The organism is Microbacterium sp. 11MF (assembly GCF_000383475.1).
Classification (GTDB): Bacteria; Actinomycetota; Actinomycetes; order Actinomycetales; family Microbacteriaceae; genus Microbacterium; species Microbacterium aquilitoris.
Map to the genome: position 1 here is coordinate 432,642 of NZ_KB911460.1, position 26,534 is coordinate 459,175.

At 70.9% G+C, this 26,534-nt stretch carries 23 protein-coding genes; 13 read left to right on the forward strand and 10 right to left on the reverse strand.

Annotated elements, in window-relative coordinates; genetic code table 11:
* Window positions 1-40: 40 nt before the first annotated feature.
* On the forward strand, window positions 41-1,462 hold the full coding sequence (locus tag H286_RS0109005; RefSeq protein WP_020097892.1) for an MFS transporter: 1,422 nt from the start codon (window positions 41-43) through the stop codon (window positions 1,460-1,462).
* Window positions 1,463-1,530: 68 nt separating this feature from the next.
* On the opposite strand, the gene H286_RS0109010 is transcribed toward H286_RS0109005, so the two are convergent.
* Window positions 1,531-2,943: a DUF6421 family protein gene (locus H286_RS0109010; RefSeq protein ID WP_020097893.1), complete on the reverse strand. Its 1,413-nt coding sequence runs from the start codon at window positions 2,941-2,943 to the stop codon at window positions 1,531-1,533.
* A 129-nt stretch (window positions 2,944-3,072) separates the two neighbouring features.
* Between H286_RS0109010 and H286_RS0109015 the strand changes: the two genes are divergently transcribed.
* The 6 genes from H286_RS0109015 to H286_RS0109040 all read left to right on the forward strand — a co-directional run bounded on the left by H286_RS0109015 (window position 3,073) and on the right by H286_RS0109040 (window position 8,765).
* A complete protein-coding gene (locus tag H286_RS0109015; protein ID WP_020097894.1) occupies window positions 3,073-3,531 on the forward strand; it encodes an Lrp/AsnC family transcriptional regulator in 459 nt (152 codons plus the stop codon).
* 82 nt (window positions 3,532-3,613) lie between these two features.
* Complete coding sequence (locus H286_RS0109020; RefSeq protein WP_020097895.1) at window positions 3,614-4,555, forward strand: diacylglycerol/lipid kinase family protein; 942 nt, start codon at window positions 3,614-3,616, stop codon at window positions 4,553-4,555.
* Window positions 4,556-4,613: 58 nt separating this feature from the next.
* Window positions 4,614-5,813, forward strand: coding sequence for a sensor histidine kinase (locus H286_RS0109025; RefSeq protein WP_020097896.1), 1,200 nt, complete (start codon window positions 4,614-4,616; stop codon window positions 5,811-5,813).
* Entirely contained in the window at window positions 5,810-6,451 is a 642-nt protein-coding gene (locus H286_RS0109030; RefSeq protein WP_018185613.1) for a response regulator, read from the forward strand. Before H286_RS0109025 ends, H286_RS0109030 begins: the two co-directional genes overlap by 4 nt.
* An 89-nt stretch (window positions 6,452-6,540) precedes the next feature.
* Window positions 6,541-7,302: an ABC transporter ATP-binding protein gene (locus tag H286_RS0109035; RefSeq protein WP_020097897.1), complete on the forward strand. Its 762-nt coding sequence runs from the start codon at window positions 6,541-6,543 to the stop codon at window positions 7,300-7,302.
* Entirely contained in the window at window positions 7,299-8,765 is a 1,467-nt protein-coding gene (locus H286_RS0109040) for an ABC transporter permease (RefSeq protein WP_020097898.1), read from the forward strand. Before H286_RS0109035 ends, H286_RS0109040 begins: the two co-directional genes overlap by 4 nt.
* A gap of 54 nt (window positions 8,766-8,819) precedes the next feature.
* On the opposite strand, the gene H286_RS0109045 is transcribed toward H286_RS0109040, so the two are convergent.
* Window positions 8,820-9,326: a hypothetical protein gene (locus tag H286_RS0109045; RefSeq protein ID WP_020097899.1), complete on the reverse strand. Its 507-nt coding sequence runs from the start codon at window positions 9,324-9,326 to the stop codon at window positions 8,820-8,822.
* Window positions 9,327-9,417: 91 nt separating this feature from the next.
* Here H286_RS0109045 and H286_RS0109050 point away from each other — a divergent pair, with 91 nt between their 5' ends.
* The gene (locus H286_RS0109050) at window positions 9,418-11,877 is read left to right on the forward strand and encodes a glycoside hydrolase family 3 protein (RefSeq protein ID WP_020097900.1); all 2,460 of its coding nucleotides are present in this window, start codon (window positions 9,418-9,420) and stop codon (window positions 11,875-11,877) included.
* Window positions 11,874-12,533, forward strand: coding sequence for a 2-phosphosulfolactate phosphatase (locus H286_RS0109055; RefSeq protein WP_020097901.1), 660 nt, complete (start codon window positions 11,874-11,876; stop codon window positions 12,531-12,533). The genes H286_RS0109050 and H286_RS0109055 overlap by 4 nt, the downstream gene beginning before the upstream one ends.
* Here H286_RS0109055 and H286_RS0109060 read toward each other — a convergent pair.
* From H286_RS0109060 to H286_RS0109070, 3 genes are all read right to left on the reverse strand, one after another.
* On the reverse strand, window positions 12,520-13,008 hold the full coding sequence (locus H286_RS0109060; RefSeq protein ID WP_018185607.1) for a SprT-like domain-containing protein: 489 nt from the start codon (window positions 13,006-13,008) through the stop codon (window positions 12,520-12,522). The two genes, H286_RS0109055 and H286_RS0109060, sit on opposite strands and share 14 nt — an antisense overlap.
* Before the next feature lie 43 nt (window positions 13,009-13,051).
* Window positions 13,052-13,579, reverse strand: coding sequence for a hypothetical protein (locus H286_RS0109065; protein WP_018185606.1), 528 nt, complete (start codon window positions 13,577-13,579; stop codon window positions 13,052-13,054).
* An 88-nt stretch (window positions 13,580-13,667) separates the two neighbouring features.
* Window positions 13,668-14,531, reverse strand: a complete 864-nt coding sequence (locus H286_RS0109070) for a spermidine synthase (RefSeq protein ID WP_020097902.1) — start codon at window positions 14,529-14,531, stop codon at window positions 13,668-13,670.
* 148 nt (window positions 14,532-14,679) lie between these two features.
* On the opposite strand from H286_RS0109070, the gene H286_RS0109075 reads away from it, so the two are divergent.
* The 3 genes from H286_RS0109075 (at window position 14,680) to H286_RS0109085 (ending at window position 18,396) form a co-directional block, all read left to right on the forward strand.
* Entirely contained in the window at window positions 14,680-16,350 is a 1,671-nt protein-coding gene (locus H286_RS0109075; RefSeq protein ID WP_028497460.1) for an ABC transporter substrate-binding protein, read from the forward strand.
* 85 nt (window positions 16,351-16,435) lie between these two features.
* Window positions 16,436-17,440: an ABC transporter permease gene (locus tag H286_RS0109080; protein WP_018185603.1), complete on the forward strand. Its 1,005-nt coding sequence runs from the start codon at window positions 16,436-16,438 to the stop codon at window positions 17,438-17,440.
* Entirely contained in the window at window positions 17,437-18,396 is a 960-nt protein-coding gene (locus H286_RS0109085; RefSeq protein ID WP_020097904.1) for an ABC transporter permease, read from the forward strand. Before H286_RS0109080 ends, H286_RS0109085 begins: the two co-directional genes overlap by 4 nt.
* A 250-nt stretch (window positions 18,397-18,646) precedes the next feature.
* Here the strand turns inward: H286_RS0109085 and H286_RS0109095 are convergent, their stop codons facing one another.
* The 3 genes from H286_RS0109095 to galT all read right to left on the reverse strand — a co-directional run bounded on the left by H286_RS0109095 (window position 18,647) and on the right by galT (window position 22,754).
* Window positions 18,647-20,308: an ABC transporter ATP-binding protein gene (locus tag H286_RS0109095; RefSeq protein ID WP_020097906.1), complete on the reverse strand. Its 1,662-nt coding sequence runs from the start codon at window positions 20,306-20,308 to the stop codon at window positions 18,647-18,649.
* Between the two features lie 80 nt (window positions 20,309-20,388).
* Window positions 20,389-21,567: a galactokinase gene (galK, locus tag H286_RS0109100; protein ID WP_020097907.1), complete on the reverse strand. Its 1,179-nt coding sequence runs from the start codon at window positions 21,565-21,567 to the stop codon at window positions 20,389-20,391.
* A complete protein-coding gene (gene galT / locus H286_RS0109105; protein ID WP_018185598.1) occupies window positions 21,564-22,754 on the reverse strand; it encodes a galactose-1-phosphate uridylyltransferase in 1,191 nt (396 codons plus the stop codon). Before galT ends, galK begins: the two co-directional genes overlap by 4 nt.
* 121 nt (window positions 22,755-22,875) lie before the next feature.
* Between galT and H286_RS0109110 the strand changes: the two genes are divergently transcribed.
* Window positions 22,876-23,814, forward strand: a complete 939-nt coding sequence (locus H286_RS0109110; RefSeq protein ID WP_020097908.1) for a LacI family DNA-binding transcriptional regulator — start codon at window positions 22,876-22,878, stop codon at window positions 23,812-23,814.
* A gap of 19 nt (window positions 23,815-23,833) precedes the next feature.
* On the opposite strand, the gene galE is transcribed toward H286_RS0109110, so the two are convergent.
* Window positions 23,834-24,811 (reverse strand): UDP-glucose 4-epimerase GalE, encoded by a 978-nt coding sequence (galE, locus tag H286_RS0109115; RefSeq protein WP_020097909.1) that lies wholly within the window; start codon window positions 24,809-24,811, stop codon window positions 23,834-23,836.
* A 62-nt stretch (window positions 24,812-24,873) separates the two neighbouring features.
* Window positions 24,874-26,514 carry a phosphoglucomutase (alpha-D-glucose-1,6-bisphosphate-dependent) gene (gene pgm, locus H286_RS0109120; protein WP_026302755.1) on the reverse strand — a complete coding sequence of 547 codons (1,641 nt, stop codon included), beginning with the start codon at window positions 26,512-26,514 and terminating at the stop codon, window positions 24,874-24,876.
* Window positions 26,515-26,534: the final 20 nt, after the last annotated feature.

Genomic DNA, 26,534 nt, shown 5'->3' on the forward strand with positions numbered 1-26,534 from the left:
TGCTCTTCCCCGTGTCCGACCCCGGCGATACCCTCACCGCATGAGTGAAGCGACGCCGTCGCCGCGCACCGTCCCTCCGGGCGGGATGCGCACGTTCCTGCACGTCCTGGTGAACACGGCCGTCGCGAACGTCACGACGAGCTTCCTGTGGTTCGCGCTCACCTTCTGGGTGTACCTCGAGACCGAGTCGGTGCTCGCCACGGGCATCATCGGCGGCGCCTACATGCTGCTGCTGGCGATCTTCGGCATGGTCTTCGGCACGCTCGTCGACCGCTTCCGCAAGCACGCCGTCATGGTCTTCTCGGGGGTGTTCACCCTCGTCGCGTTCCTCGCGGCCGGCGCGATCTACGTGTCGCAGCCCGAGTCGGCGATCCTCGACCTCCGCGGACCGTGGTTCTGGCTGTTCTCGGGCATCATCCTGGCCGGCGCCGTCGTCGAGAATCTGCGCAACATCGCCCTGTCGACGACGGTGACCCTGCTCGTCCCGACCGAGCGCCACGCGAATGCCAACGGCCTCGTGGGGACGGTGCAGGGCATCGCCTTCATCGTGACGAGCGCCCTCTCGGGGCTCGCGATCGGACTGGTCGGCATGGGGTGGACACTCGCCGTCGCGATCGCCTTCACCGCGGTGCCACTCATCCACCTGCTGTTCGTGCGCATCCCCGAGGACGCACCGACTCCCGATCCCGGGTCGAAGATCCTCGATATCCGCGGCGCGGCGGCCGCGATCCGCGCCGTCCCGGGACTCTTCGCCCTGATCCTCTTCTCGACCTTCAACAACCTCATCGGCGGCCTCTACATGGCGCTGATGGATCCCTACGGGCTCGAGCTCTTCGACGTGAAGATCTGGGGTGTCGTCCTCGCGGTCACGGCGACCGGCTTCCTCATCGGCGGTGGCATCGTCGCCGCGAAGGGGCTCGGCAAGAACCCCATCCGGACGCTCCTGCTCGCCGTGGCGGTGATGGGTCTGCTCGGTGCGGTCTTCACGCTGCGCGAATGGTGGTGGCTCTACGCGGTCGGCATCTGGGCCTACATGACTCTCGTGCCCGTGATCGAGTCCGCCGAACAGACGGTCATCCAGAAGGTCGTCCCCTTCGAGCGCCAGGGCCGCGTCTTCGGCGCGGCGACCGCGCTGGAGGTCTCGACCGGTCCGATCACCTCGTTCGCGATCGCCCCGATCGCGGAGTTCTGGATCATCCCGTATTTCCGCACCGACGAGGGTGAGCGGGCGTGGTCCTGGCTTCTCGGCGAGGGCGAGATGCGGGGCATCGCGCTCATCTTCCTCGTCGGCGGACTCATCATGGTCGCCGCCTCGCTCGCCGCGTTCCTCACCCGGTCGTACCGGACGCTGTCGGCCGAGTACCGCGAGGCGCCCGAGACGGCCGAAGCGGATGCGGCGCCCCCGGCACCCGGCATCCCGTCGTCGTCGCGCGAAGCGGCGGGAGGCGTCGCGGGCGACTGACGGCGCCGGAAACGGCTTCGGCGCCCGAGCCCCCCAGAGAGCCCAGGCGCCGAAGTGGCGTTCCGACGTCAGGCGTCGGTGGCGCGGATGCCGGCGACGCCGGCGATGACGGGGCGCATCTTCTTCTCGAGCGCCTCGAAGAACATCGACAGCGGGAACTCGTCGTCGAGGACCGCGTCGGTGTACCCCTTCGGCGGGCCGGCGAGGATCTCGTCGGACAGTCCGCGGGCCCACTGCGACGCGGGGTGGGGCGTGACGGTCTGACGGACCAGGTCGTAAGCGGCGAGCCAGTGCGCGACCTTGGGGCGGTCGATCGACTCCCAGTAGAGCCGGTCGATCGCGTCGCTCAGGGCGATGACGGCGTCGGCGACGCGGTCCCACTCGAACGCGAGCGATGTGTCGGTCCAGTGCAGGACGCCGCGCTGGTGCAGCCAGGCGAACAGCAGCTGCCCGCCCAGGCCGTCGTAGTTGCGGACCCGGGTGCCGGTGATCGCGAAGCGGAAGATGCGGTCGAACAGCACGGCGTACTGCACGAGGCCGGCGTGCTCGAGCATCTCGCCCTCGGCATCCGTCAGCTGTGCCTTCGCCGACAGGTCCTTCTCGATCGCCACGCACTCGCGGAAGGCGGTCAGGTCGCAGCGGAGCTCTTCGAGCGAGTACAGGAAGAACGGCATCCGCTGCTTGATCATGAACGGGTCGAACGGCAGGTCACCGCGCATGTGGGTGCGGTCGTGGATGAGGTCCCACATGACGAACGTCTTCTCGGCCAGACGCTGGTCGTCGAGCAGGCGAGCGGCGGCCTCGGGCAGGTCGAGACGGGTGATCTCGGATGCCGCGCGCACGACGCGCCGGTAGCGTGCGGCCTCGCGGTCCTGGAAGATCGCGCCCCACGTGAAGGTCGGGACTTCGCGCATGGCGACCGTCTCGGGGAAGAGGACAGCCGAGTTCGTGTCGTACCCGGGCGTGAAGTCCAGCAGGCGGAAGGAGACGAACAGACGGTTCGTGTAGGTCTGCTCGAGTTCGGCGATGAACTCCGGCCAGATCGTCTCGACGAGGACGGCCTCGACCTTGCGGTCGCGGGTGCCGTTCTGCGTGTACATCGGGAACACGACGAGGTGTCGGAGGCCGTCGATGCGGTTCTCCTGCGGCTGGAACGCCATGAGCGAATCGAGGAAGTCCGGGACGCCGAAGCCCTCCGAGACCCAGCGGTCGAAGTCCGCGACGCTCGCCTCGAGATAGGCGGCATCGTGCGGGAAGGCGGGGGAGAGGGCGCGGATGCCGGCCGTGATCGCCTCGACGTGCTCGCGGGCGGCATCGTGGTCGGTGGCGTCGGGCACAGACCCGTCGGTGATCTGCAGATCGTGGAGGGCGGTCGCGGCATCCCGCAGCATCGCCCAGGCGGCGGAGGTCTCGGCCCGGCGGGCGTCCTCGACGACCTCGGGCATTCCGATGATCGTCGACGCGGTGGTGACGGTGCTCATGGTGGACCTCCTATCGGTTCCTCACGGCTTCCTCGCGCCATGGCGGGAAGAATTCCTGTGTTTCCAGCCTAAGGCCGTAAGGATCGCGTGTGCAAGGCGGCTGCGGTACCGCTGCGGTACCGTCGAGGCGTGCCCGCAGACGAGACAGACCCCGCCGATTCCGCGATCATCGCCGCACTGTCGGGCAACGCCCGCGCGACGCTCGCGGAACTCTCCGCCGTCGCGGGGCTGTCGGTGTCGGCGACGCAGGCCCGCGTCCGCCGGCTCGAGGCACGCGGCCTGATCTCCGGCTACCGCGCGGTCATCGACCCTGAGGTCGCGGGCAAGCCGCTCGCCGCCTTCGTCGAGATCACGCCGCTCGATCCCGCTCAGCCCGACAACGCTCCCGAGCTCATCGCGCACCTCGACGAGATCGAGGCGTGCCACTCGATCGCGGGCGACGCGGCCTACATGCTGTTCGTGCGCGTCGCGACGCCGCGCGACCTCGAGCGGTTGATCCGCGACATCCGTGCCGCAGCCTCGGTGAACACCCGCACGACCGTCGTCCTGCAGACCTTCTTCGAGCACCGCCCGATCTCGCCCGCCTGAGCGCCGCACCCGAGGGGCGTGTCAGCCCGAGGTATGTGTCAAGGGGAGGCGGTCCCGCCCCGCCCTGCATAGCGTGGGAGGCATGACCGACACCCCCATCGGCGGCGAGGTCCTCGTCGTCGCGAACAGCCGCTCCGGCGCCTCGCTCGGCCGTCCCGACCGCGTCCCCGACGTCCGCAGGCGGATGCCGGGTGCGACCGTGCGCGAACTCGGCGAGAGCGAGACCCTCGACGACGTCGTGGCCGACGCGATGGTCGGCGAGAACCCGCCGAGCGTGCTGGCGATCCTCGGCGGTGACGGTTCGGTCTCTCGAGCGGCGCACCTCGCGCGCCGCCACGACCTGACCCTCCTCGTCCTCCCGAACGGCACCTTCAACCACTTCGCGCGGTCGGTCGGCATCCCCGACGTCGACGCCGGGCTCGACGCGTATGCCGCGGCGAACGTCCGACCCGTCGCCGTCGCCGAGGCCTCGGTGGACGACGGGGAACCGGTCACGGTGCTGAACGCCGTCTCACTCGGGGCGTACCCCGAGTTCCTGGCCGAGCGCGAACGCCGCACCAGCCTCGGCAAATGGTGGGGCGGTGCCGTCGCCGCCTGGCGCGAGATGCACGGCGCCCACGCGGTGGACGTCGTGAGGGGCGGCAGACGCGCCTCGGTCTGGTCGGTTTTCGCCGGCGTCGGCCCCAACGACCCCGACCGCATCGCCACGATGCAGCGCGCCACGCTCGACGAGCCGGTCATCGACGTCCGCGTGCACCACGCCCGCGGCACGCGCGCCCGCGCCATCGCCTCGCTCGCGTTCGGCGAGAAGACCGTCGCGGTCCTCCGTGCGCTCCGGGTGATGCCCCCGGCATCCGACATCGAACGGATCCTCGACGAGGACTTCGAGATCGAGGTCCGCGCCGGCAGCGCCCCTGACATCTGGGTGCACGACGGCGAGCTCGAAGAGGTCGGGGAGGACGGCTTCCGTCTGCGGGTGCGCGCCGTCGGCGACGGTCTCCGGGTCTACCTGCCCGCCCGGTAGGGCCGGATACATCGCGAGACGGATGCCCCGTCCCACCCCGACCGCGTAGCGTTCAAGGGTGTTCCGCCCGCTCCGCCCCTACCAGGTCGCCGTCGACGCGGCCGTCGCGGTGCTGTTCGCGCTGGTGTCCCTGCCCTATGAGCTGAACACATCGACCAGTTCGTCCTACGACATCGGCCCGGTGTCGGCGATCCCGGTCGTGCTGCTCATGGCCGGCGCGCTCGGACTCCGCCGCTACTCGCCCGGCCTCGCCCTGGGTGTCGCCTGGCTCGGGGCCATCGTGCAGATGGGCTTCGGTCGCGGTCCCGGGTTCGCCGACATCGCGATTTTCGCCGTCCTCTTCGCCACCGCGGCCTACGGGTCCCGGCTCGTGTTCTGGCTCGGTTTCACCTCGGTCATCGTCGGCTCCGGCACCATCACGATCTACCTCTTCCGGTGGGCGTTCGTCGGGAGCGGTGCGCTCTCCGACGTCCCGACGCTGATCTTCGTCCTGCTCGCGGCACTGTTCGCACTGGGGCTCTCGTGGACGGCCGGTGCGCTCGTCCGCACTGCGATGCGCGCCCGCGCCAACCGTGCCGCGCAGTCACGCGCCGAGGAGCAGACGGTCGCCGAGCAGGAGCGCACGCGCATCGCCCGCGACATGCACGACATCGTCGCCCACTCGCTCGCGGTCATCATCGCGCAGTCGGACGGCGCGCGGTACGCCGCGGCATCCGATCCCGAGGCCCAGGCCGCGGCGCTCGGCACGATCTCCTCGACGGCGCGCTCAGCCCTCTCGGACGTGCGCCTGCTCCTCACACAGCTCCGCCACTCCCAGGCGGAGGGCCCGCAGCCGACGCTCGCCGACCTCGAGCAGCTCTACGCCCAGGTGCGAGCGGCAGGCGTCGAGCTGAGCGTGGACGTCGACCCCGCGCCGCGCGGCGAGGTCGCGGCATCCGTGCAGCTGTCGGTCTACCGCATCCTGCAGGAGGCGCTCACGAACGCCCTCCGCCACGGCGCCCCCACCGGTGTGGACGTCTCGCTGGCGTGGCACCCCGACCGCGTCGACCTGCGCGTCCGCAACGACGTCGCTCCCGTCCCCGACGGAGCGGAACGCCGCACCGGCGGACACGGCCTGATCGGCATGCGCGAGCGCGCGCAGCTGATCGGCGGTCGATTGGATGCCGCGGCCGCAGACGGCGTCTTCACCGTCGAGGCGTCCCTGCCGACCGGAGCCGCGTCCGAGAACCCCGACCCCCTCGAGAGGAGCGCTCGGTGAGCGTTATCCGCGTCGTCCTCGTCGACGATCAGTCCCTGTTCCGCGCCGGCATCCGCATGGTCGTCGCCTCGCAACCCGACCTCGAGGTCGTGGGGGAGGCCTCCGACGGTGCGCAGGCGATCGAGGTCGTCCGCCAGACGCGCCCCGACGTCGTCCTCATGGACATCCGGATGCCGGTGATGGACGGGCTCGCCGCGACCGAGGCCCTGCTGGCCGACGCCGATCCGCCGAAGGTGGTCATGCTGACGACCTTCGACCTCGACGAGGCCGCGGCCCGCGCCATCCAGCGCGGAGCGAGCGGGTTCCTCCTGAAGGACGCCGATCCCGAGTTCCTGCTCGCCGCCATCCGCACGGTGCACGCGGGATCGTCGGTCATCGCGGCGGCCGCGACCCGGGAGCTCTTCGCCCAGCTGAACGAACCCGTCCGCGCCGTCCCGGCGACGTTCGGCGAGCTCACCGACCGCGAGCGCGAGATCTTCGCGCTCGCCGCCCGGGGGCTCTCGAACGCCGAGATCGCCGCGCGGGAGTTCCTCTCGGAGGCGACCGTGAAGACCCACGTCTCGCGCATCCTCGCGAAGCTGTCGCTCCGCGACCGCGTGCAGCTGGTGGTCTTCGCCTTCGAGCACGGCCTCGCCTGATCGGCGCGCGCACCGTCATCCTTCCGATGTAGACGGTCGCGACGAGCGGCCGACGCGGCGCCCCGGGGGTACTCCGTAGCGTCGGAGACATGCAAATCACGACCACCGAGATGGGCCTCGCCGCCCGCGTCCAGAACCTCACGAAGACCTACGGCGGCGGCGAGAACGCCGTCCGCGCGCTCGACGACGTCACCGTCGGCATCCGTCGTGGCGAGTTCACCGCCATCATGGGCCCGTCGGGCTCGGGCAAGTCGACGCTCATGCACATCATGGCCGGCCTCGATGCGCCGGCCTCCGGCTCGGTCTGGATCGGCGACACCGAGATCACCGGCCTCTCGGACGTCGAGCTGACCATCCTCCGCCGCCGGCGGGTCGGCTTCGTCTTCCAGTCGTTCAACCTCGTCCCGACCCTCGACGCGATCGGCAACATCCTGCTGCCCTTCGACCTCGACGGCCGGCGTCCCACGTCCCAGGAGAGGACGCGCATCGACGGCCTCGTCGCGACCCTCGGCCTCGGGCCGCGCCTGCGCCACCGTCCGCACCAACTGTCGGGCGGCCAGCAGCAGCGCGTCGCGATCGCCCGCGCCCTCGCGACGGCGCCCGACCTCGTCTTCGCCGACGAGCCCACGGGAAACCTCGACTCACGGTCGGGCCGCGAGGTGCTGTCCCTCCTCGCCGCCGCCAGTCGCGAACACGGTCAGTCGATCGCCATGGTCACCCACGACCCCGTGGCCGCGTCGTACGCCGACCGCGTGCTGTTCCTCGGCGACGGGCGCATCGTCGCCGACAAGCCCCGTCAGACCGCCGAGCAGATCTCCGCTCACATGCTCAGCACCGAGGTGTCCGCGTGACCGCCCTCGCCCCGTCCGCCGTGCACACGATCGTCCCCGAACCCGCACGGACGTCGCGGTTCGCGTGGCTGCGCGAGCGCGGCATGGGCGCGACGATCCTCGTCTCGGCCATCTCGACGGCCTTCGGTGTCGCGCTTTTGTCGGCGACGGGGTACCTCTCCGTGGTGCTCGCCGCGAACCCGATGTACGGCTCGTCCGACACCTTGACGATCGTCCTGATGCTGCTGAGCGGCATCCTGCTCGCCGTCGCGGTCTACGTCGCCGCGATCGTCACCGCGAATACGTTCTCGACGATCATCGCGGGGCGCACCCGCATGATCGCTCTCATGCGTCTGATCGGCGCGACCGCGCGGTCGCAGCGCAGCGAAGTCGCGACGCAGGGGCTCGTCGTCGGCGCGATCGGCGCGGTCCTCGGGCTGGTGGCGACGACGCTCGCCATGGTCGCGGCGGTGCCGCTGCTCGATCGCGCACTCGGGGTGGCCACGGACTGGTCTCCGGTCCAGGCCGCCCTCCTCCTGCCGGCGGTCGCGGTGGCGCTCACGACCTGGATCGCGGCATGGTCGGGGTCGCGTCGGGTTCTCGCGGTCACGCCGCTCGAGGCCCTCGGCGGCTCGGTAGAGCGATCCCGCGAGGAGATCGCCGGTAAGCGCGGCCGGCGGGCGGGCGCCGTGGTCCTCGGTGTGATCGGTGCCGTGCTGCTGGGCGGTGGACTCCTCCTCGGCCTCGTGAGCCCCGCCGGCGTGCTCGTCGCGTTCTTTGGCGGTCTCTTCTCCTTCACCGCCGTCTCGATCAGTGCGGTCTCGATCATGCCGCCGCTCCTGAAAGCCACCGGGCGGCTGTTCGGAAAGTCCGTGACCGCACGCCTGGCCGCAGAGAACGCGGTCCGCTACCCGGAGCGCTCGAGCCGCATGGCGATCGGCGTGGTCATGGGGGTCGCGCTCGTCGTGATGTTCGCGGTGGCCGCCGAGTCGGCCAAGTCCCTTGTGACCGCATCGAGCGGCGGCGAGCCCGACCCCGCATTCAATCAGATGATGGACAGCTTCTCGACGGTCATGATGTGTCTCGTCGCCGTGAGCGCCGTGATCGCCGCCGTCGGCCTCGTGAACCTCCTCACGATCGGCATCGTCCAGCGGAAGCGGGAGTTGGGTCTCCTGCGCGCTCTCGGCCTCACTGCCGCACAGATCCGTCGGATGGTCCTCATCGAGGCAGCGCACGTCACCGTCACCGCGTTGCTGTTCGGACTGACCCTCGGCGTCCTTTACGGCTGGGTCGCGGCGCAGTCCCTCCTCGGCTCCGTTGCGATGCCGCCGCTGTGGATGTCGCCGACGTTCGTCGCCCCCGCGATCCCGCTGCTCCCGGTGGTGATCGTGATCGTCGCGACCGCGGTGCTCACCCTCGGTGCGGCGGTCGCACCGACGCGGATCGCCACGCGATCGGCGCCCGTCGAGGCCCTGTCGGAGTAACGCCCTGCCGCCCCTTCACGCCCTCGATGGAGGGCGAAGGGGCGGTATCCGTCGTCAGTGGTCCTCGGCGGCGGGCGGCTCGTACGACCACGTCGGTGCGAGTGAGCGCAGGCGCATGCCGCGGTACTGCCACGCCGCCCACAGGACGGGCCACAGCGGCAGGGCCGCGGCTCCGCCGATCGTGAGGCGATCGCGCCAGAGCGTCCGCGCGGGATCACCCGGCAGCGGGCTCACCGCCATCTGGTGGTCCCAGACGTCGAGGGCGGCGAGTGCACCGGTCAGCGGGATGCCGCTGTCGCGGAAGATCCGCACCGGACCGTTCGTGTCCTCGGTGTACCGGTCGCTCGCGTGGATGAGCTGCTGGCCGGCGGGGATGATCCCGAGGGCGCGGATCTCGACCGGCACGTCGGTCCCCGGCTCGAACGAGGTCGGGAGCTCGCCGGCCATCGGCGCCATCGCGAGCAGCGGGCCGTAGAGCTCGGTGACCGCACGAGGCGAGTGAAGGGCTCGCCAGGCGGCATCCGCGGTGCAGTCGAGTTCGAGCTTCAAGAGGATCCGCATCGGACCACTCTCGCATTCCTCCGCGGCACTCGATACGTTGGGAGCGCTCCCACTCTCTCGGCGTCATCGTCGACCCCTCGGAAAGACCGCTATGCCTCTCGAACCCGCCATCGAATCCGGCGACCGCTCGCACACCCTGGCCCCCGTCGAGTCGGTCGCGCAGATCTCCTCGATGCTGCTCGACACCGATCCGACACTCGATCCGGCCCTCGCCGAGAAGGCCCGGGTCGCCGCCGCCGAAGGCGTCGTCCTCCTGACGAACGATGGCACGCTTCCGCTGGGGAAGCGCCCGGTCGCCGTCTTCGGCCGTGTTCAGATCGACTGGTTCGCCGTCGGCTACGGCTCGGGTGGCGACGTGAAGGTGCCCTACATCTGGAACCTGCTGGCCGGTCTCCGCGACGCCGGTGTCCGCGTCGACGACGAGCTCGCGACGCGGTACTCGACGTGGTCCGCCGCGAATCGCCCCGCCTTCGCCGCCACGTGGGGCGAGTGGCCGCACCACTTCCCCGAGATGGCGATCGACGCGGCGGATGTCGCAGCCGCGGCATCCCGGGCGGACACGGCCGTCGTCGCGATCGGTCGCGCCGCCGGCGAAGCGCGCGACAGCATCCTCGAGCCCGGCAGCTACTACCTCACCGCCGACGAGAGGACGCTCCTCGACACCGTCACGGCGCACTTCTCGCGGACCGTCGTCGTCGTCGACGCGGGCAACGTCATGGACCTGTCGTGGGTCGCCGACTACGGCGACCGGATAGGCGCCGTCCTGTTCGCGTGGCAGGGCGGCATGGAGGGCGCTCGAGCCGTCGCCGGTGTGCTCGCGGGCGAGCAGGCGCCGAGCGGCAAGCTCACCGACACGATCGCACGGAGCTACGAGGACTATCCGAGCGCACCCAACTTCGGCCATCTCGACGTCAACGTCTACGCCGAGGACGTCTTCGTCGGCTACCGGTACTTCGAGACCTTCGCCCCCGACCGGGTGCTGTTCCCCTTCGGGCACGGGCTGTCCTACACGACGTTCGAGCTGACGACCGAGGCGACGACGGATGCCGCGGCCCTCCGCCTCGAGGTCGTCGTCACCAACACCGGCGCCCGAGCCGGCAAGGAGGTCGTGCAGGTCTACACCGGGGCGCCCGACGGTGCCCTCGGCAAGCCGGCACGTCACCTCGCGGCCTTCGCCAAGACGCGTCTGCTCGCCCCCGGCGAGAGCGAGACGGTGCGCCTCGACGTGCACCTCGACGACCTCGCGTCGTACGACGACGGCGGGGCGACAGGGCACCGGAGCGCGTGGGTCCTGGAGGCCGGTGCGTATCCCGTCTTCGTCGGGACCGACGTGCGCCGTGCGGCGGAGGTCGCCGCGTTCGAGGTGCCCGAGACTCAGGTCGTGCGGCACGCCACCGAGGTCGCCGCGCCCGCCCACGCGTTCGATCGGCTCGTCCAGCGTCGCGGCGACGACGGTTCCGCCGTCGCCTCGCGCGAGCCCGTCCCCACGCGCACCGTCGCGCGCGCCGAGCGGGTGCTCGGATCGCTGCCGGCCGAGCTCGCGCCGACCGGGGACCGGGGCATCGACCTCGCCGACGTCGCACGCGGCGCGGCATCCCTCGACGACTTCGTCGCCCAGCTCACCGACGAGGAGCTGTCGCTCCTCGCCCGCGGGGACGTCACGATGGACAGCCCGCTGGGTGCTCCCGGCAATGCGGGCGTGCTCGGCGGGGTCTCGGCGTCGCTGCGCGCGAAGGGCGTGTCGCCCGTCACGACGACCGACGGGCCGAGCGGCATCCGTCTGTCGGCGTACGCGTCGCTGCTCCCCTCGGGAACGGCGCTCGCGTCGACGTGGAACACGGCCCTCATCGAGGAGCTTGCCGCACTGCACGGGCAGGAGATGATCCGGAAGGGCTCCGACGTCCTGCTGAGCCCGGGCATGAACATCCACCGCGACCCGCTGTGCGGCCGCAACTTCGAGTACTTCAGCGAGGACCCGGTCGTCACCGGACGGATCGCCGCGGCGGTCGTGCGCGGGGTGCAGAGCACGGGACTGTCGGCATGCCCCAAGCACTTCGCCGCGAACAACCAGGAGACCAACCGCACCCGCAACGACTCGCGCGTCTCCGAGCGGGCGCTCCGCGAGATCTATCTGCGCGGGTTCGAGATCTGCGTCCGCGAGGCCGCTCCCCGCACGATCATGACGTCCTACAACCAGATCAACGGCGTGTGGGCGCACTACCACCACGACCTCGCCACCGTCGTCCTCCGGGACGAGTGGGGCTACGAGGGGGTCGTCATCACCGACTGGTGGATCGAGAATGCCGTCGACCCGGACTTCCCCGCCCTCGAGGACAACGCCTACCGCGTCCGTGCGCAGGTCGACGTCCTCATGCCGGGCGGTGTGAAACGGGATGCCGCGCCTCAAGCGCAGGCCGACACGACGATCCTCGACTCCCTCGCCCGTGAAGGCGGGATCACCCGCAGCGAACTCCAGCGGACGGCCCGGAACGTCCTCGGTCTCGTCATCTCGCTGAAGCCGATCGTCGACGCTCGTACGCTGGAGGGATGACCGCGAGCCCGTTCGATCAGTCCCGCTACCAGCTGCGCTTCGACTGGGGGCGGGACGGCCTGACCCGTCTCGCGCCCGCGGACGTCGTCGTCGTCGTCGACGTGTTGAGGTTCTCGTCGACGGTGTCGGCGCGGGTTGCGGGCGGCGAGACGGTGGCCCACGACGAGGCCGCCCACGCCGTGTCGCGCAACGGCGCGGCCGTCGCCTCGGCTGCCGCGGCGACGGGCGCCGTCGTGTTCCTCGGGAGCCTGCGCAATGCCACCGCCGTCGCGCAGGCGGTGCTCGCCGAGCAGAACCGCCGCGCGGCCCGCACGAGCGTGAGCATCATCGCCGCCGGCGAGCTGAACGGGCCGGGGGATGCCGCGGTCCTGCGCTTCTCCGTCGAGGATCAGCTCGGTGCCGGGGCGGTCTTCGCGGCGCTCGAGGCGATCGGCCTCGACCACTCCTCGCCGGAGGCCGCAGCGGCATCCGAGGCGTTCCGGGGTCTGCGATCCGCGGTCCGCCACCTCCTCACGGCGAGCGGCTCGGGACAGGAGCTCCTCGACGCCGGTCGTCGCGACGAGGTGCTCGCCGCCGCGGTCCATGACGCCGATGAGACGGTCCCCGTCCTCCGCGACGGCGTGTGGCGCGCCTACGAGGCGATCAACGCGGAGTGAGGGCCTCGCGCCGGGTCGCGGCGGTGATCTCGCGCCGTCGCCAGGTGATCAGGTGGCGCTCATCGAACGTCGGCGCGCACCGCGCGCACGAGGTCGCCCGTGTCGCCTTGCGGTGACGGTACGCGACGTGTCCGGCGGGACACACGCCGACCCAGGGCGCGAGCTCCGTGGCCGTCTCGCCGCGGTGGGTGACGCCGCCCGTGTAGCCGAGCGACCGCGCGACGCGCTTCCACTCCGCGCCGTGCCCCGCGGCCGAGCCCGCGATCGCGTGCGCGATCTCGTGCAGGATCGTCTGGCGGTTGGTCTCGGCGTCGTACCGGGCGGCGAGATAGCGCGAGAGCGTGATGCGCTTGCGCAGATAGTCGCACGCGCCGGCACGGCGTTTGGCGTTGTCGTACGCGAAGCTCCACGAGTCGTCGAGCAGCTGCCGCAGCAGTGACTCCGCCTCGCGGCGCACGTCGATGAGGTCGCTCATGCCAGCACGATAGGACGCAGGTACGACACTCGGGCCGATGGCCTCAGCCGGCGACCGTCGTGCTGTTGCGACGTCGGTCGACGGCGTCGATGGCGAGCAGCGTCGACTCGAGCTGATCCTCGGGAGCACCCGCCTCCTGCCGCAGGAACAGCGCCTTCTTGAAGTCGGCGCGCGCCGCGGCGTCGTCGTGCGCGTCGAAGTGGACCTTGCCGCGGTGCTGGCAGCCGAAAGCGGCGACCGCCGACCACCCCTGCCCCTCGGCCTCCTCGACGCACGTATTCAGCTCGTGGATCGCGGCGGCGTATGCGCCGCGGAACTGCTGGACGGTGGCGTGCAGCATCCGGGCGCGCAGCAGGTCCTTGCGGGTGCCCGCCATCCGGGCGAGGCGCACCGACTCCTCCGAGACGACGAGCGCCTCGTCGAGGCGGCCCAGCACCTTCAGCAGCCAGACCTTCTCGAGCATGGCGGCCAGACTCCGCTGGTCGCCGAGCTCGGTGAGCCGGGTCTGGCATTCGTCGAGGTCGACGATCTCTCGGAGAGTCTCCGGGTCGTATCCCTTGATGAAGCCCACAGCTGTTCCTTCCGACCCCACGACGTGTGTCTCCAGTGTCGCCGCGCCTGGCCCGGAATGGGCTGAGGGCGCGCCGCGCGTCGTGCGCTCAGCGATCGAAGACGGATGCCGCGGGCGCCGGCGACGGGGTCGAATCGGCATCCGTCATGATCCGCGCATCGCGCGCGAACGCCTCGAGCTCGGCGCCGTGGGCGACCTTCGCGGGGTGGGGACCGGCCGCCATCAGACGCGGCAGCCACTCCATCGGCAGCTCGGAGGGCGACGCCGCGATGACGATGTTCCCGAACCGGCCACTCTTGAGCGTTCCCACCTCGGCGAGGATCACGACGTGCTCGAGGACCGAGCGCACGGTCGCGACCTGACGGCGGGCGAAGGCGAGGCCGCTGCCGTCGGCGATGTTGACGAGCAGGATGCCGGTCGGCGCGAGCAGCCCGGCGAGGATCCGGTAGTACTCGACGCTCGTGATGTGGGCGGGCGTCTGCGCCCCCGCGAACACGTCCGAGACGACGAGGTCCGCCTTGCCGACGATGCCCGGGGGGAGGCGTCCCGCGACGTCGCGCGCGTCGCCGATCCGCACGCGCAGCTGGCCCGTGCGCGGCAGCGGCAGGTGCTCGCGCACGAGGTCGACGAGCGCCTGCTCGAGTTCGATGACCTGCTGCCGCGACCCCGGTCGGGTGTGCTCGACGTAGCGGGGGAGGGTCATGGCGCCCGCGCCCAGGTGCACCGCGGTGAGGGGTTCCCCCGGCATCCCGATCTGGTCGATCACGGCGCCCATGCGGGCGACGTACTCGAAGTGGAGGTGCGACGGATCGTTGAGATCGACGTGCGACTGCGGGGTGGTCTCGACGACGAGCTCCCAGCCGCCCGCGAACCGGCCGGGGATGATGCGCGCCTGCCTCCCGTCGGACAGTCTGGCGACAGGCGGGTCGAGGGGGGCGCGGGAACGGGCCATCCGACTACGGTAGCCCGCAGGAAGAAACACGATCGAGATACAGCTGTAACCGCTTACCGGCAGTGTGGACGGTAGCGTCAGCCGCATCCCTTCGGCAGCGCCGCCTCCTCGCGCGCCGCCGACGAGCCCCATCGGAAGGTGCACAGCAATGCTCCCCATTTCCCGGAAGCGGGTGTTCGCGGCCGCCGCGACGCTCGCCATCGGTGCGCTCGCGCTCAGCGCGTGCGCCAGTCAGCGCGGCGGCGACGACAACGCGGAAGGATCCGCGGACGTAGACGGCACGTTCGTCTTCGCGGCGTCGTCGGATCCCGCGAGCCTCGACCCCGCCTTCGCCCAGGACGGCGAGACGTTCCGCGTCTCGCGCCAGATCTTCGAGGGCCTCGTGGGCACCAAGCCCGGCACGGCCGACCCCGCCCCGCTCCTCGCCGAGTCGTGGGAGACGTCGGACGACGCGCTGAGCTACACGTTCGCGCTCAAGAAGGACGTCACGTTCCAGGACGGCACCCCGTTCAACGCCGAGGCCGTCTGCTACAACTTCGACCGCTGGTACAACTGGGAGGGCCTGGCCGCCAGCGAGGCGCTCGGCTACTACTACAACAAGCTCTTCAAGGGCTACGCCTCGAGCCCCGACTCGGCCGTGTACGACTCGTGCGCCCCCGATGGTGACTCCTCGGTCACCGTGAAGCTCAAGAAGCCCTTCGCCGGGTTCGTCGCCGCGCTGTCGCTTCCCGCGTTCGGGATGCAGTCGCCGAAGGCGCTCGCGGACTTCAAGGCCGACGAGGTCGGCGGTACCGCCGAGGCTCCGACCCTGAGCGAGTACGCCACCGGACACCCGGTCGGCACCGGCCCCTACAAGTTCGACGAGTGGTCGCGCGGCGAGCAGGTCACCCTGAGCTCCTACGCCGACTACTGGGGCGACAAGGGCCAGATCGACAAGATCATCTTCCGCACGATCGACGACCCGACCGCACGCCGTCAGGCTCTCGAGTCCGGCTCGATCGACGGCTACGACCTCGTCGGTCCCGCCGACACCGGCGCGCTCGATGACGCCGGCTTCACGATGGTCTCGCGCCCGCCCTTCACGATCCTGTACCTCGCCTTCAACCAGGCGGTCAAGGAACTGCAGGACCCCAAGGTCCGCGAGGCCCTCTCGTACGCCGTCGACAAGGACGCGCTCATCTCGCAGGTCCTCCCCGAGGGCACCGAGAAGGCGACGCAGTTCATGCCGCCGAGTGTGAACGGCTGGAACGCCGACGTCACGACGTACGACTACGACCCCGAGAAGGCCAAGGCGCTCCTCGCCGAAGCCGGCTACACCGAGGCCAACCCGCTGAAGCTCACCTTCAACTACCCGGTCAACGTCTCGCGTCCCTACATGCCGGACCCCGAGCAGATCTTCACGGTCCTGTCGTCGCAGCTGAAGGCCGTCGGAGTCGAGGCCACGCCGAAGTCGAACGAGTGGGGCGAGTACCTCGACCTCATCACGGGCGGCACGGATCACGGCATCCACCTGCTCGGCTGGACCGGTGACTACAACGACACCGACAACTTCCTGGGCGTCTTCTTCGGTCAGAAGTCGGCGGAGTGGGGCTTCGACAACCCCCAGCTCTTCAAGGACCTCACCGATGCCCGCGGCATCGCGGACCTCGACGAGCAGACGAAGCTCTACTCGGAGATCAACGAAGAGGTCGCGAAGTTCATCCCCGGCGTCCCGCTGGCCCACCCGGCTCCCACGCTGGCCTTCGACCCGCGCGTCGAGAGCTACCCGGCGAGCCCCGTGAACGACGAGGTGTTCAACCAGATCGTCCTCACGAAGTAAGCCGATCGAGGCGGCTCCGGCCGTCTGACCGGTGCGGGGCGGGATGACCTCCCGCCCCGCACCGACCTCCACGAAAGCGACACCCGTGCTGCGAACCATCGGCAAAAGGCTCCTGCTGCTGATCCCCACCCTCCTCGGTCTGAGCATCCTGCTCTTCTGGTGGGTCCGAACACTTCCCGGCGGTCCCGCCCAGGCACTCCTGGGCGAGAAGGCCACCCCCGAAGCCGTCGCTCGGATCAACGAGCTCTACGGCTTCAACCGTCCTCTGATCGAGCAGTACTTCACCTGGATCGGGCGACTGCTCTCGGGCGACTTCGGCACCTCGCTGCGCACCAGCCAGCCGGTGCTCGACGAGTTCCTCCGCCGGTTCCCGGCGACGATCGAACTCTCGGTCGCGGCGCTCATCATCGCCGTCGGCGTCGGTGTGCCCCTCGGCTACTGGGCCGCGCGGCGTCACGGCAAGGCCGCCGACAGCACCGCCGTCGTCTTCAGCCTTCTGGGGATCGTCGTCCCGGTGTTCTTCCTGGCCTTCATCCTCAAGTACGTGTTCGCGGTCCAGCTCGGCTGGCTCCCGTCCGACGGCCGCCAGGACCCCCGCATCGAAGCCACCCACTACACGAACTTCTACGTGCTCGACGGGCTGATCACCGGCGAATTCGACGCCGCGTGGGACGCGATCCTGCACCTGATCCTGCCGGCCATCGCGCTCGGCACGATCCCTCTCGCGATCATCGTGCGCATCACCCGGGCATCCGTCCTCGAAGTGCAGAACGCCGACTACGTCCGCACCGGAAAAGCGAAGGGCGTGCCGGGGTCGCTGCTGCGCAACCGGTTCATCCTGCGGAACGCCATGCTCCCCGTCATCACGACGATCGGCCTGCAGGCGGGCCTGCTGCTCTCGGGCGCGATCCTCACCGAGACCGTGTTCGCGTTCCCGGGGATCGGATCGTTCCTCTCCGGCGCGATCTTCAACCGCGACTTCGCCGTCCTGCAGGGCTTCATCATCTTCATCGCGATCGTCTACGCGCTCATCAACCTGCTCGTCGATGTCTCGTACAGCCTGATCGACCCGAGAGTGAGGGTCTCATGAGCACCGTCCTTCCCCCCGCAGCCGGCGGCAGCGCCGCTGATGACTCCACCGTCGCCGTGCTCACCGCGGGCACCGGCGGCGCCCCGCGCGGCGGTTTCTGGCACGACGTCTTCCGCCGCCTGCGACGAAGCCCCACCGCGTGGGTGGGCCTGGCGATCGTTCTGCTGTTCGTCGTGGTCGCCCTCCTCGCTCCCGTGCTCGCGCCGTACCCCGAGACGGACCTCCCCGGTGCTCGGGACATCACCCCGACGTACATCCCCGGGCCCGGTGAGATCGCCGCGTTCCCGCTCGGCCTCGACCGCTTCGGCGGCGACGTGGTGTCGAAGCTCATCTGGGGAGCCCAGGCATCCCTCCTCATCGGCGTCGTGTCGACGGCCTACGGCCTCATCGGCGGCATGCTGCTGGGCCTCGTCGCCGGCACGTTCGGCGGCTGGGTCGACAACGTCATCATGCGCCTCGTCGACATCCTGCTGTCGGTGCCGAGCCTGCTGCTGGCGGTCTCGATCGCCGCGATCCTCGGCCAGAACCAGAACTCGGTCATGATCGCCATCGGTGTCGCGCAGGTGCCGATCTTCGCGCGCCTGCTGCGCGCCTCGATGCTGCAGCAGCGCTCGGCCGATTACGTCCTCTCGGCGCAGACCCTCGGCCTCGGCCGCGGACGCATCACCATGACTCACGTCCTCCCGAACGCGGTCGGGCCGGTCATCGTTCAGGGCACGCTGTCGCTCGCGACGGCCGTCATCGACGCGGCGGCGCTGTCGTTCCTCGGCCTCGGCGGCGGGCGCCCCGAGACAGCGGAGTGGGGACGCATGCTCACCTACGCGCAGGCCGAACTCGCCATCGCGCCGTGGCTCGCGTTCCTGCCCGGCATCTGCATCGCCATCACCGCGCTCGGGTTCACGCTGTTCGGCGAGGCGCTGCGCGAGGCCATGGACCCGCGGACCCGCGGGCGCTGACCATGAGCCGGCGGGTGCTCCTCGTCGTGATCGTGCTGCTCGTCGTCGTGGTCGTCGCGCTGGTCGCGGGATACGGTGCGGGCTGGTTGGGCAACGCCGCCGTTCCGTGAGCGGGGTGGGTGGGACGGTGTGCCGTATTCAGTCCCTACGACGAGCCACCGGGGCGCCCACTGCACGATTCCGGGCCTGCGGCTGGCGCGCGATGGTGCGGGGACTGAATACGGAACGTGGACGGGCCCCGGCGCGCGGGTCAGACGGCGATGTCGAGCTCGTTGCCGGGGATCGAAGAGAGCAGGTTGCGCGTGTACGGGTCGCGCGGGTTGGTGAAGATCTCCTCGCTCGAGGCGGCCTCGACGAGCGCACCGTCCTTCATGACGCAGACGTAGTCGCTGATCAGCCGCACGACGGCGAGGTCGTGCGAGATGAAGAGGTAGCTGAGGCCGTACTCGGTCTGCAGGTCGCGGAGCAGGGTCAGGATCTGGTCCTGCACGAGCACGTCGAGCGCCGACACCGGCTCGTCGCAGACGATGAGCTCGGGCGAGAGCGCGAGGGCGCGCGCGATCGCGACGCGCTGACGCTGACCGCCCGAGAGCTCCGACGGGTACCGACGCAGCGCCGACTCGGGCAGGGCGACGTCATCGAGGAGCTTCCGCACCCGGGCCGCACGGTCCTTCGCCGACCCCCGGTGGTAGAAGTCGAGCGGCTCCTGGACGATGCGCTCGATCGTGAACATGGGGTTCAGTGACGAGTACGGGTCCTGGAAGATCGGCTGAACCTTCTGGCGGAACTCGCGCAGCTGACGTCCCTTGAGGGATGCCACGTCCGTGCCGTCGTAGCGGATGACACCCTCCGTGGGGTCCACGACCTTCAGCAGCATCCGCGCGGTCGTCGTCTTGCCCGAGCCCGATTCGCCGACGATCGCGACGGTCTCGCCGCGCGGGATCGAGAACGACACGTCTTTGACCGCGGCGAAGTCCTCTTTCTGGCCGCGGACGTTGTAGAGCTTGGTGAGCCCCTCGACCTCGACGATGTTGTCGACCGGCTTCGGTGCGGCATCCGGAGTCGGCGCGCTGAAGGCCTCGGGGCGCAACCGCGCGACGGCGACCGAGGGCGCCGCCTGGACGAGGGACTGCGTGTAGGGATGCTGCGGGTCCTCGAGGATCTGTCGTGCCGGACCCTGCTCGACGATGCGTCCGCGGTGCATGACGACGACGCGCGCGGCGCGCTCTGCGGCGAGCCCCAGGTCGTGCGTGATGAGGAGGACCGAGGTGCCGAGCTCGGTGGTCATACGCCCGAGTTGGTCGAGGATCGTCTTCTGGACCGTCACATCGAGCGCGCTCGTGGGCTCGTCGGCGATGAGCAGGCGCGGGTTGCAGGCGAGGCCGATCGCGATGAGTGCGCGCTGGCGCATGCCGCCCGAGAACTCGTGCGGGTACTGCTTCGCGCGGTCCTCGGCGTTCGGGAGGCCCGCGGCGGCGAGGGTCTCGACGACCTTGCGGTCGACGTCCTTCTTGGTGGCCAGACCGTGGGCGAGCAGCGTCTCGGCGACCTGCGTGCCGATCCTCGACGTCGGGTTGAGGTTCGACATCGGGTCCTGCGGGACGAGCCCGATCTGGGCGCCGCGGACGCCGCGCATCGTCGACTCGGAAGCGCCGACGAGCTCCTGGCCGTCGAGACGGATGCTGCCCTGCGCGACGCGGCCGTTGCCGGCGAGCAGCCCGATCACGGCCATCGCCGTCGTCGACTTGCCCGAGCCGGACTCGCCGACGATCGCGACGGTCTCACCGGCGGCGAGGTCGAGGTCGACGCCCTCGACCGCCCGCACGGAACCGTCGATGGTCTGGAACTCGACGGCGAGGTCGCGGACCTGCAGGAGGGGCGCGCCGGCGGCGGGGGAGGTCTGGAAGGGCATTCCCCCATCCTGCCCTCCGCCCGCCGCCTGCGCACGGGTGGATCGCCCGGCTTTACCCAGCCGTAACGACCCGGGGGTGTTCAGCCGTCGTGGCGTGCGCCCTCGGAGGGCCGGACCGTGAAGACGTGCGGCTCGATGTGGCCCGCGGCGGCGAAGGCCGCCAGCATCGCCTCGCGCACCGCGGGCACGGCATCACGGTCGATGAGGGCGATCGCCGAGCCGCCGAATCCACCGCCGGTCATGCGGGCGCCGACGGCACCGTTCTCGCGCGCGGTCTCGACGGCGAGGTCGAGCTCGGGCACCGAGATCTCGAAGTCGTCGCGCATCGAGGCGTGCGAGGCGTAGAGCAGGTCGCCGATCGCGCGCGGTCCCTGCTCGCGCAGGGTGCGGACGGTGTCGAGCACGCGCTGGTTCTCGGTGACGACGTGGCGCACGCGGCGGTAGGTCTTCTCGTCGACGAGCTCCTCGACGCGGGGCAGCTGGTCGACCCGCACGTCGCGGAGCGCCGGCACGTTCATCGCCTCCGCGCCGCGCTCGCACGCGGCGCGGCGCTCGCCGTAGCCGCCCGTCGAGTGGGCGTGGGCGACGCGGGTGTCGATCACCATGAGCTCGAGTCCGGCGGCGTCGAAGCCGAGTTCGACCACCTGGGCGTCGAGGCTCCGGCAGTCGAGGAAGGTTCCGGCATCCGTCTCCCCGAGCATCGACGCCATCTGGTCCATGATCCCGGTCGGGGCGCCGACGGCCTCGTTCTCGGCGCGGCGTCCCGCCTGCGCGAGGGCGATGCGGTCGAGGCCGAGCTCCCACACGTCGTTCAGGGCCGAACCCGTCGCGCCCTCGATGGCCGCGGACGACGAGAGGCCGGCGCCGACGGGGACGTCCGAGGCGAACGCGAGGTCGACACCGGTGACGGATGCCGCATCCGTCCCGGTCGCCTGCAGCAGCGCCCACGCGACTCCGAGCGGATAGCGGGCCCACTCGACGACCTCGTCGCGGCGCGCGGGGAAGAGCGCGTCGAGATCGGCGAGGTCGACCTCGACCGGCGTCTCGTCGAAGGTCGACACGACGCGGATGCGGCCGTCCGCGCGACGGCCGAGCGCGACGTGCGTGCGATGCGGGGTCGCGAACGGGAAGACGAAGCCGTCGTTGTAGTCGGTGTGCTCGCCGATGAGGTTGACGCGACCCGGGGCCGACCAGAGGCCGACCGGCTCGGCGCCGGTGAGAGTGGAGAAGAGGCCCTGGGCCTCGTCGGCAGCGGTCACAGGGTGACTCCTTCGATGGCGGTGCGGAGGCGCGCGGCGGCGTCCTCCGGGGGGACGTCGCCGATCCAGGCGCCCATGGCGGCCTCGGATCCGGCGAGGAACTTGAGCTTGTCGGCGGCGCGACGCGGGCTCGTCAGCTGCAGGCTGAGGCGCACGGTGTCACGGCCGACGTGGACGGGCGCCTGGTGCCAGGCGGCGATGTACGGCGTCTCGGACTCGTAGAGCGCGTCGACTCCGCGCAGCAGGCGCAGGTACAGCGGGGCGAGTTCGTCCTTCTCTTCGCCGGTCAGGCCGGCGAAGTCGGCGACGTGGCGGTGCGGGAGCATGTGGATCTCGAGCGGCCAGCGGGCGGCGAACGGCACGAACGCGGTCCAGTGCTCGCCGCGGAGGAGGACGCGGGGCCCGGCCTGCTCGAACTCGAGGATGCGCTGGAACAGATCGGGGGCGGTCCGATCGATCGAGTCGAGCAGGCGGGTCGTCCGGGGCGTGACGTACGGGTAGGCGTAGATCTGCCCGTGCGGGTGCTGCAGGGTCACGCCGATCGCCTCGCCGCGGTTCTCGAACGGGAAGACCTGCTCGATGCCGGGGAGGGCCGAGAGGGCCGCGGTGCGGTCGGCCCACGCCTCGATGACGGTGCGAGCACGTGTCACGGACTGGGTGCCGAACGAGCCGGTGCGCTCGGGCGAGAAGCAGACGACCTCGGTGCGGCCGACGCTCGTGCGGGTGCGGCCGAGGCCGAGGTGCGTGAGGTCGTCGAGGCCGCGCGGCGGGTCGATCGCCGCCGGCACGTCGTCCGTGGCCTCGGCGAGGGCGGGGCCGAACGACGGCGACTTGTTCTCGAAGACGGCGACGTCGTACACCGAGGGGATCTCGGAAGGGTTCGTATCGGTCTGCGGCGCGAGCGGGTCGAGCTCGGCGGGCGGCAGGAACGCGCGGTTCTGCCGGTTCGCGGCGACCGAGACCCAGTCGCCGGTGAGGATGTCCTGCCGCATCGTGGCGGTCTCGGGCCGCCCACCCAGGTCGCGGGTGTCGACGGCGCGGTCGGCGCCGAGGGTCGTCCCGGGATCGTCGAAGTAGATCAGCTCGCGGCCGTCGGCCAGGCGGGTGCTGCGCTTGACGACGCCGGCGCCGAGGTCACTCGTCTCGGCAGGGGCGTGCGTCGGCGTGCCGTTCTCCGGTGTGTTCACGTCAACACGGTAGCCGACCGGCTATGTTATCGTCAACATGACGCGAGCCTCCGGAGTTCAGCGCGCATTCGCGGGAGCGAGATCCGGGGCGGGAGGGGATGCCGTGCAGCGACGCGTCTCAATGGCCGACGTGGCCGCGGCTGCCGGCGTCTCGGGGCAGACCGTCTCACGCGTCGTCAACGGCAGCCCGCGCGTCGACCCCGAGACCCGCACCCGCGTCGAGGCCGCGATGTCGGACCTCGGCTACCGACCGCACCGCGCCGCCCGGACTCTGCGCACGGGGCGCTCGGGCACGATCGGCGTGATCGTGGCGACCCTCGCGACCGTCGGCAACTCGCGGATGCTCGAGGCCGTGGCATCCGCCGCCGCCCGTCGCGAACTCGCGGTCACCCTCGTCACCCTCACCGGGCCCGCCGACATCGCCGCCGCGTTCGACCGCCTGCACGACCTCGGCGTCGACGGTGCGATCGTGCTCAACGAGGCGACGGCGATCGCCGAGGGCGTCACGCGGCCCGAGGGCCTCGCCCTCGTCGCGGTCGACTCGCCCGGCGGAGGGTTCGCGACGGTCCAGTCCGATCACGCGGGAGGCGCCGAGGCGGCCACCCGACGGTTGCGGGATGCCGGGCGTCGCACGATCGCGCACGTCGCCGGCCCCGCGGGCTCCTTCGCAGCGGACGAACGCGAGCGGGGCTGGCGCGCGGCGCACGACGGTGCGCGCGTGCCCGAACCGCTGCGGGGGGACTGGGGCGCGGCATCCGGTCACGCGGCGGGCCGGGCGCTCGCGGCGGATCCCGCCGTGGACGCCGTGTTCGCCGCGAACGACCAGATGGCGCTCGGCGTGCTGCGCGCGCTCGCGGAAGCCGGTCGCGACGACGTCGCCGTCATCGGGTTCGACGACGTCGCGGATGCCGCCGACTACCGTCCCCCGCTCACGACCGTCCGCCAGGACTTCGACGCCCTCGGCGAGGCCGCCGTCGCCGCACTGGCGGCGACGCTGGACGGCGCGCCCGCGACGCGGACCGTCGTCCCGACCATGCTCATCGCCCGCGCATCGGGCTGACGCGGGCGACCGGGAGCGGTCAGCCCGCGTTGCGGCGGGCTTCCCAGCCGCTCTGCACCATCTCGTCGAGGGTGTAGCGCATCTGCCAGTCCAGGTCGCGGGCGGCGAGCTCGCCGGTGGCGACGATGCGGTCGGGGTCGCCGGCGCGGCGGGGGGCGATCTCGGGTGTGAAGTCGATGCCGGTGACGCGGGCGACGGCATCCATGATCTCGCGGACCGACAGACCGTTCTGCGACCCCAGGTTGTAGGCCGGCTCGACCGGCTCGCCGGCGCTCAGGCGCTGAGCGGCGACGACGTGCGCTGCGGCGATGTCCGACACGTGGACGTAGTCGCGGACGTTCGTGCCGTCGGGGGTGTCGTAGTCGTCGCCGTTGATGCGCGGTGTCTTCCCCTCGAGGAGCATCTCGAACACGATCGGGAACAGGTTGTGCGGGCTCATGTCGTACACGGACGGGTCTCCCGAGCCGACGACGTTGAAGTACCGCAGCGCCGTGTGGCGCAGGGGCGAATCGGATGCCGCCGTGGCGACGCCCTGCGCGGCGAGGAGCCACTCGCCGATGAGCTTCGACTCCCCGTAGGGCGAGGCGGGACGCTTGGGCAGATCCTCGGTCACGAGCGCCACGTCGGGGGTGCCGTACACCGCGGCGCTGGAGGAGAACACGATGTTCGAGACACCGGCATCCGCCATCGCCGCGAGGACGACGCGAGTGCCCTCGACGTTCTGCTCGTAGGTGTGGAGGGGGCGCTGCACCGAGACGCCCGCGTACTTGAAGCCGGCGACGTGGATGACACCCTCGGCGCCGTGCTCGCGCAGGGTGTTCGCGACGAGCTCGCGGTCGAGGATCGTGCCCTCGACGAAGGGCACCCCCTGGGGGACGAACGAGGCGTCCCCGCTCGAGAGGTCGTCGAGGACGACCGGGTCGAGACCCGCCTCGGCGAGAGCGCGGACGATGTGCGCGCCGATGTACCCGGCGCCTCCGGTGACGAGCCAACTCATGATCCCGAGCCTACTGGCGCGGGACCGGCCGACCGGACGTCAGGAACCCAGCGCCGCGGGCCTCACGAACCCAGCGCTGCGGCGACGACCTTCCGAGCCTCCTCCTGCACCTGCGCGAGGTGCTCGGGGCCCTTCAGGCTCTCGGCGTAGAGCTTGTACACGTCCTCGGTGCCCGAGGGGCGCGCGGCGAACCAGGCGAACTCGGTCTGCACCTTGAGGCCGCCAATCGCGGCACCGTTGCCCGGGGCGTGCGACAGCTTCGCCGTCACCGGGTCGCCGGCGAGTTCGCTCGCCGACACGGCGTCGCCCGACAGCTTCGACAGCGCAGCCTTCTGCTCGGGAGAGGCGGGGGCGTCGACGCGCTGATAAGCGGATGCCCCGAACTCGGCCTCGAGCTCGGCGTAGCGCTGCGAGGGGGTCTTGCCCGTGACTGCGAGGATCTCGGCGGCGAGCAGGCACAGCAGGATGCCGTCCTTGTCGGTCGTCCAGACCGTGCCGTCCTTGCGGAGGAACGAGGCGCCGGCCGACTCCTCGCCGCCGAAGGCGACGGAGCCGTCGAGGAGCCCCGGGACGAACCACTTGAACCCGACGGGGACTTCGAGAAGGGTCCGACCGAGGGACGCGGCGACGCGGTCGATGATCATCGAGGAGACGAGGGTCTTGCCGATCGCGGCATCCTGCGGCCATCCCTCGCGGTGCGCGTACAGGTAGTCGATCGCGACGGCGAGGAAGTGGTTCGGGTTCATGAGGCCGGCGTCGGGCGTGACGATGCCGTGGCGGTCGGCGTCGGCGTCGTTCCCCGTCAGGATGTCGAACTCGTCGCGGCGGGCGACGAGGGAGGCCATCGCCGAGGGCGAGGACGGATCCATGCGGATCTTCTCGTCCCAGTCGAGCGTCATGAACTTCCACGTCGGGTCGACCTCGGGGTTCACGACCGTCAGGTCGAGGCCGTAGCGCTCGCCGATGAGGGCCCAGTACTCGACCGAGGCGCCGCCGAGCGGGTCGGCGCCGATCCGGACGCCCGCGCGGGCGATCGCCTCGACGTCGATGATCGAGGCGAGGTCGGCGACGTAGCCCTCGCGGAAGTCGTACTCGCCGAGGGTCGAGTCGTCGATGTCCGCGTGGCGGACCCGCTTGACGCCCTCGAGGCCCGCCTCGATGAGCTCGTTCGCGCGGTCGGCGATCCAGCCGGTCGCGTCGGTGTCGGCCGGGCCGCCGTGCGGCGGGTTGTACTTGAACCCGCCGTCGCGCGGCGGGTTGTGCGAGGGGGTGACGACGATGCCGTCGGCACGACCGGCATCCGCCTCGTCCCGTCCCCGGTTGTAGGTGAGGATCGCGTGGCTGAGGGCCGGCGTCGGCACCCAGGAGTCACGGCTGTCGACGCGCACGTCGACGCCGTTCGCGACGAGGACCTCGATCGCGGTGTGCTCCGCGGGCAGCGAGAGTCCGTGCGTGTCGCGACCGAGGAAGAGAGGACCCGAGATGCCCTGCGCGGCGCGGTAGTCGACGATGGCCTGCGTCGTGGCGAGGATGTGGACCTCGTTGAAGCTGCGCGACAGTGAGGAGCCGCGGTGGCCGCTCGTGCCGAACGCGACCCGTTGGGCGGCGACGGCGGGGTCGGGCTTCAGGTCGTAGTACGCGTTGATCAGCGCGTCCACATCGATGAGATCAGAGGATTCGGCGGGCTGTCCTGCGCGGCTCATCCGCCCAGTCTGCCAGGGAA